This is a genomic window from Naasia aerilata, from assembly GCF_030296595.1.
Lineage (GTDB): Bacteria > Actinomycetota > Actinomycetes > Actinomycetales > Microbacteriaceae > Naasia > Naasia aerilata.
In genome coordinates this window covers 2,859,758-2,872,810 of record NZ_AP027731.1, presented here as the reverse complement: position 1 = coordinate 2,872,810, position 13,053 = coordinate 2,859,758, and the positions used below count along the sequence as shown (strand labels likewise).

Sequence of the window (13,053 nt, the reverse complement as noted above, 5' to 3'; positions counted from 1 at the left end):
AGCCTGGTCTAGGCTCGAAAGCGAGCTATATGAACGCCATGAATGCATCGCTCGGAGACGAGCCCGTCCCCGCGCTCGGGCAGCGCACCAAGGGCGTGGACAGTGCTCGGCGGGTGCTGCAGATCCTGCTGCAGTTCACCGAGAACCGCCCCGAGCTCACCATCGACAACGTGCTCGAGAGCTTCGACATCTCGGTGCCGAGCGCCTACCGCTACCTGTCGCTGCTGCGCGAGATGAACCTCATCGAGGAGCGCAGCAAGGGCACGTTCGTGCTGAGCCCCCGCGTTCTCCAGCTCGCGCGTTCCGCGGAGGCCTCCCTCGACTACCGGACGCTCGCGCAGCCGGTGCTCGCCCGCATGCGCGAGAAGACCGGCGAGACGGCCCTCTACCTGCGCCGGGTCAACGACGCGGCAGTGGCCCTCGCGATCGCGGAAAGCGACCACCAGATCTCGATCTCGTTCCAGCCGGGCCACCTCATGCCGTTGCACCTCGGCGCTGCGTCGAAGATCCTGCTGTCCGAGTTCAGCGACCCGAAGCGCGACCAGTACCTCGACGGCCTCCGCCCCCGATGGCGAAGGCGGCCCGCTCGAAGCTCGAGGCCGATCTCGGGGAGATCCACGGGAGCGGGTACGCGGAGTCGAACGCGGAGGTGGATGCGGGCGTGTGGGCGGCGGCTGCCGCGGTGCGGTCGTATGGGGCGCTGGTGGGTGCGCTCACCGTTGTTGCGCCCGCGTATCGGCTGACGGAGGAGCACCGGAAGCAGATCGGTGAAGCGGTGCGGGCTGGCGCTGCCGAGTTCGAGGAGCTGCTGCAGGGGCAGTAGGGGTCGGTTATCACGCGTAGGTTCGTGCGGGCAGTGGGCCCACCGCTGGTTGGTCGGCGGGCAGCTTCTCCCGGACGCCCCATTCGCGGCTCGACGGACGAGTAGCCCTCCAAAAATATCGCAAGGTGGGCCCGACCGAGGAGAAAGCCGCGCGAGTTGCTCCTCTTCCGGACGCTGGTGGGTGCGAGGATTCCGGGGATGCTTACCCTCGTCCGCACGCCTCGCGATATTTTCTTTCTCCCCCAACGTCTGCTGGTGCCGCTGTTTCAGCGGCCGTACGTCTGGTCGGAGGACGCGCAGTGGGCGCCGCTCTGGAGCGATGTCATGCGGCTCGCGGAACGGCGATTGCGCGGTGAGCCCGTGGCGCCGCACTTCCTCGGCGCGGTCGTCCTCCAGCAGCAAGCTGTTCAGGTCGGGAGCTTGGCTGTTCGGACTGTCATCGACGGTCAGCAGCGGCTGACCACCTTGCAGTTGCTCTTGGACGCCGTTCACGCGCAGCTTGAGATGCGACAGCTCGACTCTCTTGCGCGCCAGCTGCAGGACTTGGTCGAGAACCCTGCGCATTTCACCACTGCGGAAGCTGATCGCTTCAAGGTATGGCCGACCAACCGGGACCGTCCGGCCTTCAACGAAGTCATGTCGGCCGGCGTGCCCGTCGATTACTCGACGCTGAAACATCGATCGAGTCGGATGGCCCGGGCTCACGAGTTCTTCTCGACCTCGGCGTCAGCCTGGTTGACTGAAGGAGAAATAGGGCCTCGCGCGGCCGCCCTGGTGGAGATCCTCTCCTCGCAACTTCTGCTCGTCTCAATCGACCTGCTGTACGACGAGGACGCTCAAGAAATCTTCGAAACGCTCAACGCACGCGGAACGCCGCTGACGCCGGCCGATCTCATCAAGAACCTCGTGTTCCAGCGGTTGGAAGCCGGAGCCGACGATATCGAGTTGGCATACCAGCGGTATTGGGCTGAGTTCGAGACACCCTTCTGGGAGACGGAGGTCTCGGCGGGTCGGGTTCTCTACAGTCGAAGTTCCCTGTTCCTCAATCAGTGGCTCATCTCGAAGACCTTCAGGGACGTCCCGGCTCGGGAGGTGTTCTCCGCGTTTAAGCGGTATATTTCCGAGAGGAGCGACGGCATGCGCGAGCTGTTGCCGTCGGTTCAAGCTTCCGCCGACCTGTACCGCAACTTGCTTGAGCGGGCCGCGGCACGATCCGGGCCTCTGTCCCGAGTCGAGATGTTCGTGTACCGGACTTCCACTCTGGAGTCCGAGCTGGTGAAGCCCTTCCTTCTATGGCTCTTAGACCCAGAACTGCCGGCTGTGCCGCGCGCCCAATCGGATAAGGCGCTGGCCGCCTTAGAGAGCTGGATGGTGCGGAGAGTCCTCGTGAGGGCCAGCACCAAGGGCTACAACCGGTTCTTCATCGATCTCCTCACGCACGTGAACTCACGCGAGCGCGCCCTGGTGGGTGACGCGGTGGAGGCATTCCTGGGGCGGCAGGACAGCCCGACGGCCTATTGGCCCGGGGACGCAGAGGTGCGACGGGAACTGACTTCCATGCCCGCCTATTGGCGCCTGCGCCGGGGGAGGCTGCGCATGGTCCTCGAGGCTGTCGAGGACTACAAGCGGGGCTGGGCAAATGGAAAGCCTCTGCACGAGCAGCCAGTGGTGCGGGGCACCTGCACAATCGAGCACATCATGCCCCAAGAGTGGAGGACCAACTGGCCAGCAGACCCGCAAGGGGCAGATCCAGAGGCCCGAGACGCACTGGTCCAGACCCTGGGAAACCTGACCCTGGTCACCCAGAGCCTCAATAGCAAAGTCAGTAACGGCCCCTGGCATGGCGAGCACGGCAAGCGGACACTGCTCAACGGTCTCACCTCCATCCTGCTGACGCGTGAAGTAGTCGACCGCGGTGCAGACGGGTGGGATGAGGCCCGTATTCGCCAGCGAACCGAGAACCTCATATCGGACATTCTCAAGACGTGGGAGGTACCGGTCGGCCACACCGGAAAGGTCGCAGGAGCCGTCGAGCGTGCCTCTCATCGCGTTGAGGTGGCAGACCTCGTTCGAGCCGGGCTGGTTCCGCCAGGACAGACGTTGTTCGCCCGCCCGCGCGCTCTCGCTGGGCGCACCTGTGCAGTCAGTGAGGATGGCCGAGTCTTCGTCAACGACACTCCATACAGCACCTTGAGCGCAGCCGCGCGGGCCGTCAGTGGGTCGCAATCTGAACCCGGCTGGTGGTTCTGGCTCGTCGGTCCTGACACGGACAGGTCGATGTCGACGCTCAGGGACGAGTATCTCCAAAGCCTTGACGAGGATGAGGCCGACCTCGTGGTGGAGGGCGAGTAGCGCCGGCGTCGGCTCCCGCACCGATTCCCGTTACGACCGGATCAGAGCTTCCTGGTCGCCTTACACCAGCGCATAGCTCGACTCGATCGCGCTCTCCCCCGTGTTCATGACCGTGATCGCCAGCTTCGCGGGGATCTGCTCCTTCATGGAGTCGACGTGGCTGATGAGCCCGATCGTCCGGCCGCCGGCGCGCAGACTGTCGAGGGCGCGCATGGCGACCTCGAGCGTCTCTCCGTCCAGCGAGCCGAAGCCCTCATCCACGAAGAGGGTGTCGAGGCGGATGCCGCCAGCCTGCTGCGACACCACCTCGGCGAGGCCGAGCGCGAGGGAGAGCGAGGCGAGGAACATTTCGCCCCCGGACAGTGACGCCGTCTGGCGGGGCATCCCGGTGTGCTCGTCCAGGACGGTGAGGCCGAGGCCCGCCTCGGCGTTCCGGTACTGCCGCTCGTCGTCGAGCAGGAGCGTGTAGCGGCCGTCGGTCATGGTGCGCAGGCGCAGGTTCGCCGCGGCGATAATCTGCTCGAGCTGCGCCGCAAGCACGAACGTCTCGAGCCGCATGCGCTTGGTGTTGGGCTCTTCGCCGTGCACCGCGGCGGCGAGGGCACGGACCTGCTCGTACTCCTCGAGCAGTCGGGCAGACCGGCTCAAGAGGTCCTCGGCTTCGACCACTTTTGCGCGGACCACCCGAGCGCGCGCCTTGAGTTCGGCGTGCGTTGCGAGAGCCGTGTCACGCGCCTGACGTGCCCGCACGAGCGCCTCCTGGACCGGCGCGAGATCGACGGGCTCCGCCGGGAGGTCCGCGAGCTCATCGTCCGCGAGCACGGACCGCGCCGCCGCCAGCTCGCCTTCATGCTGGCGGATGAGGGCGCGCTTCCCCTCGACCTCGGCCTTGGGCAGGCGGGCCGCTGTGACGGCGTCCTCGGAGTCGAACTCGTGCTCGGCAAGGCGTTCGGCGAGAGCGGCGACTGCCGATTCCAGCGCCTCAGCCCGCTGGGACCGAGCCTCTCGGGACTCATGCAGCTCGCGGGCGGCGTCACGCTCCGCTCTGAGTGCAGCCGCACGCGCACCGACGCTGTCGTGATCGCCCCGGTGCACCCGAACGCGCTCCGTCGCCTCATCGCGCTTGACGGTCGCCTCAGTGACCTGCGCCGCGATCGCCCGCTGCTCGGTGCGGTCCGCCTCAAGCGCGGCACTTTCGGTGTCGAGCCCGGCGCGGACTTGGGCCTTCTCGGCGGCGAGCATCGCGCGCTCGTGCTCGGCTTGCTCGGCGGCATCGACCGCCTTCCGCGCCGCGTCGCGCTGGCCGAGGGCCTCCTCGACGGAGCGCTCCCCCGCCTTGCCGCGCGCCTCGGCCAGGCGGGCGGAGGCGTCGCTCACTCGAGCTCCTGCCGCCTCTAGGTCCCGCTGTCGGGCGGCCATGGTGGCCTTGGCCTTCTCTACGGTTGCGGGTGTGACGGGATCCGCGACCTGCGGTGCGGGCGACGGGTGCTCGACCGACCCGCACACCTTGCAGGCCTCGCCGGGCTTGAGCGCAGCGGCGAGCTCCGAAGCGATGTCGGCGTGCCGGCGGTTCACCAGATCGTCGTAGGCGAGCGCGGCGGCCAGGTTCTCCTTGCTCGCCGCGCGCTCGGCCTCGGAGGCGGTGGCCAACTCGTTCTCGAGCTTCTCAGCGAGGCGGGCTGCATACAGGGCGTCCTCGGCGCGATCGAGCTCCTTGCGGCGGTCTGCGGCCGTACCGGCGAGGACCGAGGCGGCGCCGAGCTTGTCATCGAGGACGTCGAGGACCGACGGGATGGTGGCGATGCGAGCGACGCGCGCCGAGATCGTCGCCGCCCGGGTGGCCGCCGCGGCAGTCAGCCGCTCTACGTCCCGCCGCAGCTCGGGCAGCCGTTGCTCCTCGGCGACCGCCGCGTCAAGGGCGCCAACCGCCGCAGTGAGCGTGTCGATCAGCTCGGGCAGGTCCACATCACCGTTGTGCTGAGCAGCGAAGGGTGCCCAGCTCTCGCCCGCGGCCTGCTCCGCTTCCCTGGCCTTGGTGAGAGCCTTCGCAGCGGCCGCGCGCGCGTCCAAGAAGGGGACGACGAGCTCGGCGCGCGCAGCGGCCTCGATGAACTTCCGCTCTGCTTCGATCGCCGGCGCCGCCTTTTCGAGGGCGAGCAGCCCTTCCCGGGCTGTCCGCAGACGAGTCTGCTTCCCGAGCAGCTGCTGAATGGCCCGCCACCTGATCTCCGCAGCCTCGGCCTCCGCGTTGGCGACGTCGACGGTCGCGCCGGTGACGACGAGCCGCTCCCCCAGCGCATCCCGGGCCGCCAGGAACCAGTCGAGATCAGGCACGATCGCCTCGTCGAGCTCCGCCTGCTCGGCCACCGTGGCCGCATGCATCGCGATGGTCTGGCGGGTGGTCGCGACCTCGGCGTCGAGCTGCTTGCGTCGCTCGAGGAGTGACGTCTCGAGCTTCTCGAACCGCGCCGTGCCGAAGAGCGTGCGGAGAACCGCGCGGCGCTCGTCGGTCTTGGCTAGGAGGAACTTCTGGAAGCGGTTCTGGGCCAGCAGGATCACCTGGAGGAACTGGTCCTCCTTGATCGGCAGGATCTCGCCGAGCACGAGACCCACCTCGCGCGGCGACGCGGCGAGCCCGCGCCAGTCGGCGCCCTCGCGGATCTCGAGTCGGGCCTCGGGCTTCGCAGGGGTCAGCCCTCCCCGCGCTTGGCGGGACGCAGATACTCAGGGGTGCGCCAGATGCGGTAGTCCTCGCCACGCAGACTGAACTCGAGCTCGACGAAGGACGGATCGTCGATGTCGCAGTGGTGGCTGCGGATTTGCGCGTCCCGCCCGTCGTAGCGCGGGATGCCGCTGTAGAGGGCGAAGCAGATCGCGTCGAGGATGCTCGACTTGCCGGCGCCGGTTCGGCCCGAGATGAGGAAGATGCCGTCGCGGTCGAACTCGTCGAAGTCGACGCGCTGCTCGTCCTTGTAGGGGCCAAAGCCGGCGAGGCGGAGGCGGCGGATCTTCACCCTTCGACGGTAAGCGCGGCTACCGACAGTGCCCGGAAGGATCGCCGCTCTTCGGCTGGCGGGGATCGGCGGGAAAGGTGAGTAGGTAGGTCAGATTCCTTCAGGACCCCCACTCCTCCGCCGGCAGCCATCGCGTGCCGTGCGTTTGGCTGAGAACCATTCCCGCCAAGCCCAAACCCGCCTCGGTCACGCCGGAGGCGAAGAGCTGCAGCCATCCACGATCGGCGGGGGTTAGACCGTATCCGCCCGGTCGTTCCAGGACGCACACAACTTCCCGCGTCGGCTCCTGGCAGACCGCTCGCAGGAACGGCCCCATCGACTCTCCGGGTGGCGCATGTGTCGGGAGACCATCGATGGGTAGGAACACCGGGAGCTGCCGGCGTTCTGCGTCGAGCAGAAGAAGCCAGATCTTGCGGGTAATTGCCCGCCCTATGAGATCGCGTACGCGCCACTGAATGTCGGCTGCGTCGATCAGGGGGATGTTGCTGAGGTCTTCGGCGGTGAGATTCGACATGGGCACGAGAGTCGCCGATGCTTCGCCTTGGTCAGAATTGTCGCTTACAAAAGGTGGACAGCTCAGCTCGCATCTCGCCTGTGGAGGACGAGCCAGTTCGGTGCAAGCGACGAGCGGTCCGGTTCAACTCCCACGACCTCGCCCGGAGGGCGTTCAAGCGCGCCAACCGAGCAGTTTGCCGGTGGGTCCGTTCAGAGCGGAAGTTTGTGCTTGAACGGGGTCTCCCGCAAGACACGTCCGTCGACTCGAATCGGGTAGCGCTCCTCGAAGAGCCGGAACCCCGCCCCGTACTCGTCCTGGCGCGCTCTCGTGTGTGCGGCTTCGCGGCTCGCGAAGTCGGTCTCCTTGGTGGAGTACAGATACTGGATCATCGCCCAGGAGGCCATTCCCTCGTAGATGAAGAGATGGTTCCTAGCGCCGTACTTCGCATGGATCGCCGACTCGTCCCAATTCCGGAACTGCCAGATGTGCGTGAGCTCATGCGCCATCGTCTGGATGCTCGGGAGCTTCGGGGACCCGTTCTCGATGTACAGCTCGTAGCCATTGGCGGTCTTCGATCCGAAGCCGAGCACTCGGGGATCGAAGCCTGCGGTCGGCTCGAACCTTTCGTTGGTGCGTCGGGCGATCGTCTTCGCGTTCTCCATGCGCACGGTGATCCCGACGTTGAACTGGATCTCGAAGATGACCTCGAGATTACGTCGGACCTCCTGGTACAGGAGAACGAACTCCTCGTGCGTGGTGACGGCTGTCCTGGAGCACGTGACGCAGCGCTCCCGGCCGTCCTGCAGCAGATCGAACTCGCCGCCCATGAGGGGACGTGCACAGAAGTCGCAGTAGTTCGCCGTGCCCGGCTCGAACACGAAGTCCTGTCCCGCCCCGCGCCCCACGGCGACCCGGGATTGCTCCAGGTAGTTGTCGCCGAAGCCCTTCGACTGGAGGTAGGCGAGCGTCGTGCTGCCGTTGAAGGAGTGAGCGGGGGCCACGCCGCCCAACTGCAGATAGCGCTTCGGGTCGATCCTCGCGGTCATGCGTTGGACTCCTTGCTCGACGTGGAGACGGACGCCACGGCGAGCGCGGCCGGAGGCTCGGCCGGTTCCGCCGGCTGCTGGTGGGGCTCATAGGCGTTGGGACGACGGAGGCCCAGGAGGCGGGCGACGAGACCTGAGAGGGCGGCGATCCCTCCGCCCAAGGCGCGGAGGACGCTGGCGACGGCTCCGCGCTTCGTCTTCGGCACTTCGGGGAAGTCGGGTTCGGCCTTCGCCAGCGGCTCGGGTTGCGGCTCCGGCGGAACCGGGGTCTCGCGCCACAGCAGGTAGTCGGTGACGATCTCCAGGAGCCGGCGCCAGTTGCGCTCGACGGCCACGACGAGGCCGAGGTCGACCAGGCTGTCCTCGACAATGAAGATCGAGTCGGGACGACCGTCGACGACCAGATCGTCGAGAAGGTCGCCGGCCTCATCGCCCTGATCCGCGGTGAGCGCGGTGACGTACTCATGCGCGTTCGGGAAGACGGAGACGAAGAGCTCGTTGAGGACCACAACGATCGTCCGCCGCGTGGAGGCGTCGACCTCCGGCAGGCGAATCTCCAGGACTTCCTTGTGCCGGTACTCCCGGGTCGGCACGTCGTCGACCCCGATCCGATGCGCCTCAGCGAGGGCCGACCTGCTCGGCATCTCGAGGTATCCCACAGTGGACACCGAGATCGTCGCGAACGACCGCAGCAACTCGATCCGGCTCTCGTTCAGACGCCCTTCCGCATGGGGCTGTGCCTCGATTCGGTCCACTGTGAATCGGGCGCCGGAAATCGGATTGGCCTCCAAGTCGCGGAGCGTGAACGTGCGAATCTGCTTGTACACCCGCCGGTCCCGGATGTGGTCGGCGGCGCGACGGAGCACAACGCCGTCGCGATGGTGGGCGTTGCCGATCGCCTGTACCTCGTAGTACTTGCCGCCGTGCGTGAGGAACTGGCCCGGCAGCATCGCCTGATACACGTGCCCGTAGAGCAGCGCGCCGATGTACGAGGAGTCCTCCCGCTCGTCCTCGACGAAGAAGTACGCGGCGCGAAGATGCTGCAGGACGCCGTCGAGGTCCTTCGACGGTTCTACCCGGAATCGCGGGAGGGTCCCTTCGCCGTCGGCCGCTTCGCGTTCGGCGAGGATCCGGATGTCGCTCACGCCGGTGTGCTTGAGGACCAGCTCCTTGAAGAGGTCGACGAGCATTCCCTCCCCCGTCGCGGAGTCGGGATTCCCGTCGTCCGTCGCCACGTCATTCGAAACCGTCACCCCGAGCAGCTGCAGCTGCTTCGTCAGCTCGAACTCGTTGACGTCGAAGGCGAGCATCGTCAGCAGCAGTCGCAGGACGCCGTTGCGCTCGGTGCGGGCGAAGTCGGGCACGATCGACGGGATCGCCTTGGGGTCGGCCGCGAAGATCTCGCGGTTGGCGATCATGTAGTCGCGCAGCAGATAGTCGCCGGCGATGAGGTTCACGAACCCCTCGGTGCGGGCGCGCGTCGCATACAGCCGCAGCGATTCGAAGACGTTGTTGATCTCGTCCTCGACGACGAGGAACTGTCGAGGTGCGCGCTCGACGCTCCACGGGCTCGCGACCGGCACGAGAGCCTCTCCGAGCGCCGACTGCGTCAGATCGAGCTCTGCGAATGCGGTGATGGGCCCGTAGTACTGTCCGGCGAGCCAAGTCATGTCGCGGACCGGGAAGCGATCGCCGCCGACCCACGACACGCGCTCGACCTGGTACTTGAGCGCGACCGCCGCGAGCTCGGTGCCGAGGCCTAGATATCTTGTGATCGCGGGGAGGATCGCGGTGTGCATGCTGGGCCCCTCGGCCTGCCACACCATCTCGCTCGTGGCGCCGGTGGGCAGCGCCGAGGCGACGACGTCGGCGAGCTCGACCTTGAGCAGGTGGCTCAGCGCGTCGACCAGACCGTCATGGTTGCGATCGAAAGCCGCGTAGACGACCTCGCCACGGCGCCCGACCCGCTGCAGGACGAGTCCGAGTCCGAGTTGACCGGTGGCGAGCAGCCGGGAGGGCTCGGCGAGTATGACGTACTCGACCTGCCCGAGGAAGGCGTCGTGCTCTCGAAGCAGATCCATGTTGTGCAAGTCAGCGAAGCGCAGCACACCGACGTCGAGGTCGTCGCGTGGCGTGGTGCCGAGCACCTGCACCGACCAGAGGTCCCCGATTCCGGTGACCGACTCGAGCCCCGCCGCGATCCAGTCGCGATACTCGGCGGTCGCCGCCTCGCGTCCCGCGACGATCAGGACCTTCCGGTGCTGCAGCAGGTGGTAGTGCGCCGGGAACGCCAGATACGGCGTCAGGTCGCCATGAAACGGATTCGCGATGACGACGCTCTGCTTGCGCAGCAGCCTGACCGAGGCGTCCAGCAGGTTGATGTCGAGCTCGTCGCCGTCGGCGCGGAGTCGCTGGAAGTAGGCGCCCGCGAGCGTCTCCAGTTCGCCCGCCTGCTCATCGACGAGGCGGTCGATCCGGGAGCGGGACCGCGTGGCGTCCAGTGTCGAGAGGCTCAGCTCCTCGGCCAGCACCCTATCGCCGAAGGTGCGGTCGAGGACCTGACGCAGCAGCCCGTAGTTCGCGACTCGGGTCGCCTCGTCGTCCTCGCCGAGGATGTCGGTCACGTATTCGTCCTTGGTGACCCCCGAGAGGAACCAGACGATCTCGCCCAGAACGAGTGTGATCAGCGCCGGATAGGCGATAGCAAGAGCTCCCGGCCACTGCGGGGCGGAGGTGATGAGAGCCGTATAGCCGACAGTGATGACGAGCCCTGCCGCGAGGAATCCCCGGAACAGCCCTCGCAGGTTCGCGGTGGAAGGCCGGACGAACCACAGCTCGTAGTCGGAGTCCCATTCGTAGACGCCCTCAACCGCCTGGTGCCCGCGGAAGGCGGATCCGCGGGAAAGGCCGGCGAGGATCGGCTTCAGGAGTAGCTTGAGCACGAGGAAGACGACGAGAACCAGAAGATTCTCGAGGAAGTAGAGCCAGACCGAGGAGTACCAGTCCCGCACCACTGGGATCAGCCGCATGAGCCACGCGAGCCACCCACCCAGCCAGGCGTTCACCCGGTACAGCACGACCATCGCGATGATGGCGTACAGGACTGCGAGGACGGGCATCGGGAACTGTCGGACGCGCTCGGCCTTCTTCTGATTGCCGAGGCGGAGCGCGAGCAGCGCAAGCAGGATCGGCACCGAGGCGAGGAGGTGCCCGGCGAAATCGAGAAGGCTCACGCGCCGGCCTCGCGTTGGATGGCGTGCTCGAAGAGGGCACGCGTCGGACGACGACGCGCGCGACGAAGTCGTAGGGCGCCCGGACCTGTTCGCCCGAGGAGTTGAACGGCACCATGAGGCCGACCGGCGTCGGCAGCTGCAGAAGACGCCGCATGCGAGGGCGGTTTCCGAGATCGAACGTGGTGATGTCGCCTTCGACCTTCTGCACGACCGGTGTGGCGCCGAGCGAGGTGATGAGGCCCCGCTCGAACTCCATCGCCCGTGTGAGGCGAACCCTCAGTTGCTCGAGCTCCTGGAGTCGGGCCCGGTCCTCGTCCTCCTTGACGACGGAGCCGAGGAGCAGCGCACGCGCGCGCATGTAGGTCGAAAGATCCGTCAGGTACTTGCCGAAGACTGCCGCACCGCCGTGCACTCGGGCACGGATGGACTTGAGATCGCGGTTGAGGTTTTCGATCTTCGCGACAAGCCGGCCTCGTTGCCGGGCGAGGGCTGCCACTCCCCCGGCGAGGAGCACCACGAGGCTCAACAGTGCCACGAGCGCTGCGTCGCCGAGGGCTGCCGGTCCGTGCGTGACTCCGGACAGGACGATGTACGGCAGGAGCCCGAGGACCCAGGTGAGGACCACGACTCCCGTGGCGACGCCGATCGTCGTCGCGTGCAGCCGCTTCTCGATGGTCTGCCGGATCTCCCGGTGGTGTCCGTCGATCATCCGGCGGACCGCCTTCCGATCGAGCAGATCGGCCGTGGCCGGCGCTGCCAGCGCGGCCACCTGCCGTGCAAGATCATCCTCGAGGTCATCCCGCTCGTACCGGGTTAGTTCGACATCGCCGTCCGGCAGGAGCCGGGCCTTCAGCCGGGCGTCGTAGACCGCTGCCGCCAGGACCCGCCGTGGTTTCCGCAGCAGCGCCTCGGTCTGCTTCATGACCTGGACGTAGTCGGCCCACCAACGCGCCGACTCGCTGGACGGCACGTCGGTGGCCAGGGAATAGCGACCCGTGGGAGCGGTGATCGACTCCTCCCAGGTGGTCGAAGTCGACCGGCACTTCCTGATCGACGAGCAGGGTCGCGATGTCGGCCGTCGGTCGTCGGCCGGGGCTCCGGAACACGCCATCGATGCGGTTGCGCACGGTGCCGAGCCGACTGAGGTGATTGTTCATCGTCTCGACCAGGGAGGCCGCGTCCACTTCCACGTCCAACCGGTACACGTGATCCGCCTGAAACGAGCTGGACGGGAGGTCGTTCACGGAGACGCTCAGGACCGAGAGCCAGAACCGCATCAGGTTCTGCTCGTAGTCGGAGTGCTCGGAATCGACGAGGTCGTAGACGGCGAACCGGGTGCCCGAGGGGTAGTCGTTCCGCGCGACGAACTGCGACGGGACGCGGCGGAGGTCCGCCGACCACGCCGCGCGCAACTGCTCGTGTGGGTCGGCCTCCGGCGGCCGACGCGTCGCGACGAAGATCACCTCTGTCGGCCGGTTTCCGCGGAAGTCGTACCGTGCATTGAGCGCCTCGTGCTTCGCGCGCTCGTCCGCGGTGTACTCGACCTCTCGGTAGTGGATCTTCAGGTCGTGCATGACGGCAAGCTTCTGCCGCACTTCCGACGGCTGCGGCACCGGTCCCCCGTCGGCGAGGTCGGCGGCCCGCCGCTCGATGCGATTCCCGGCGAGGTCATCCGGGTCGCGATACGAGTACACCGCCTCGAAGTCCTTCGCTCCGATCGGCGGGTAGCCGAGCAACATGTGGGAGAGACGGACGAGAGGGTACGGCGACTCCTCGAGACTGAGTCTCGCCGCTTCGCCGACCTCGTTGTCGAGGTAGTCGAACGGGTTGTCGGGCTGGCCGGCATCGGGGCCCTGTTCGCTCGGGCTGTCGACGACGATCACCCGCCATTCCTTCTTGCCTTTGATGACGGGGCGGATGCCGGGCAGCGCGTCGTCGATGGTGCGCGCACCCGCCGACTCGTTCCAGTCGACGAAGGCGAGGAGCTTCTCCTCTTCGTAGGGCGCGAACAGCGTCCTCGCCTGCGCGAAGATCCGTTTCGCCCTGCCTCGGAGCAGGATGACGGTGAACATGATGCGGTGAGGCTCCC

The 13,053-nt window shown here is 67.1% G+C and carries 9 protein-coding genes and 1 pseudogene; 4 read left to right on the top strand and 6 right to left on the bottom strand.

Annotation, left to right across the window (positions count from 1 at the left end):
- Positions 1-29: 29 nt before the first annotated feature.
- The 3 genes and pseudogenes from QUE51_RS18460 to QUE51_RS14865 all read left to right on the top strand — a co-directional run.
- Positions 30-548: pseudogene (locus QUE51_RS18460) on the top strand (IclR family transcriptional regulator); the annotation flags it as partial.
- Between the two features lie 20 nt (positions 549-568).
- Positions 569-823: an IclR family transcriptional regulator domain-containing protein gene (locus tag QUE51_RS18270; RefSeq protein WP_350226673.1), complete on the top strand. Its 255-nt coding sequence runs from the start codon at positions 569-571 to the stop codon at positions 821-823.
- A 198-nt stretch (positions 824-1,021) separates the two neighbouring features.
- Positions 1,022-3,175 carry a GmrSD restriction endonuclease domain-containing protein gene (locus tag QUE51_RS14865; protein ID WP_286277140.1) on the top strand — a complete coding sequence of 718 codons (2,154 nt, stop codon included), beginning with the start codon at positions 1,022-1,024 and terminating at the stop codon, positions 3,173-3,175.
- A 60-nt stretch (positions 3,176-3,235) separates the two neighbouring features.
- Here the strand turns inward: QUE51_RS14865 and QUE51_RS14860 are convergent, their stop codons facing one another.
- The 5 genes from QUE51_RS14860 to QUE51_RS14840 form a co-directional block, all read right to left on the bottom strand.
- Entirely contained in the window at positions 3,236-5,779 is a 2,544-nt protein-coding gene (locus QUE51_RS14860) for an SbcC/MukB-like Walker B domain-containing protein (RefSeq protein WP_286277139.1), read from the bottom strand.
- 86 nt (positions 5,780-5,865) lie between these two features.
- Complete coding sequence (locus tag QUE51_RS14855; protein ID WP_286277137.1) at positions 5,866-6,189, bottom strand: AAA family ATPase; 324 nt, start codon at positions 6,187-6,189, stop codon at positions 5,866-5,868.
- Between the two features lie 100 nt (positions 6,190-6,289).
- A complete protein-coding gene (locus tag QUE51_RS14850; protein WP_286277136.1) occupies positions 6,290-6,703 on the bottom strand; it encodes a hypothetical protein in 414 nt (137 codons plus the stop codon).
- 191 nt (positions 6,704-6,894) lie between these two features.
- On the bottom strand, positions 6,895-7,731 hold the full coding sequence (locus QUE51_RS14845) for a hypothetical protein (protein WP_286277135.1): 837 nt from the start codon (positions 7,729-7,731) through the stop codon (positions 6,895-6,897).
- Positions 7,728-10,964, bottom strand: coding sequence for a hypothetical protein (locus tag QUE51_RS14840; RefSeq protein WP_286277134.1), 3,237 nt, complete (start codon positions 10,962-10,964; stop codon positions 7,728-7,730). Before QUE51_RS14840 ends, QUE51_RS14845 begins: the two co-directional genes overlap by 4 nt.
- 280 nt (positions 10,965-11,244) lie before the next feature.
- Here QUE51_RS14840 and QUE51_RS14835 point away from each other — a divergent pair, with 280 nt between their 5' ends.
- On the top strand, positions 11,245-11,781 hold the full coding sequence (locus QUE51_RS14835) for a hypothetical protein (RefSeq protein ID WP_286277133.1): 537 nt from the start codon (positions 11,245-11,247) through the stop codon (positions 11,779-11,781).
- Here the strand turns inward: QUE51_RS14835 and QUE51_RS14830 are convergent.
- Complete coding sequence (locus QUE51_RS14830) at positions 11,759-13,036, bottom strand: hypothetical protein (protein WP_286277132.1); 1,278 nt, start codon at positions 13,034-13,036, stop codon at positions 11,759-11,761. The two genes, QUE51_RS14835 and QUE51_RS14830, sit on opposite strands and share 23 nt — an antisense overlap.
- Positions 13,037-13,053: the final 17 nt, after the last annotated feature.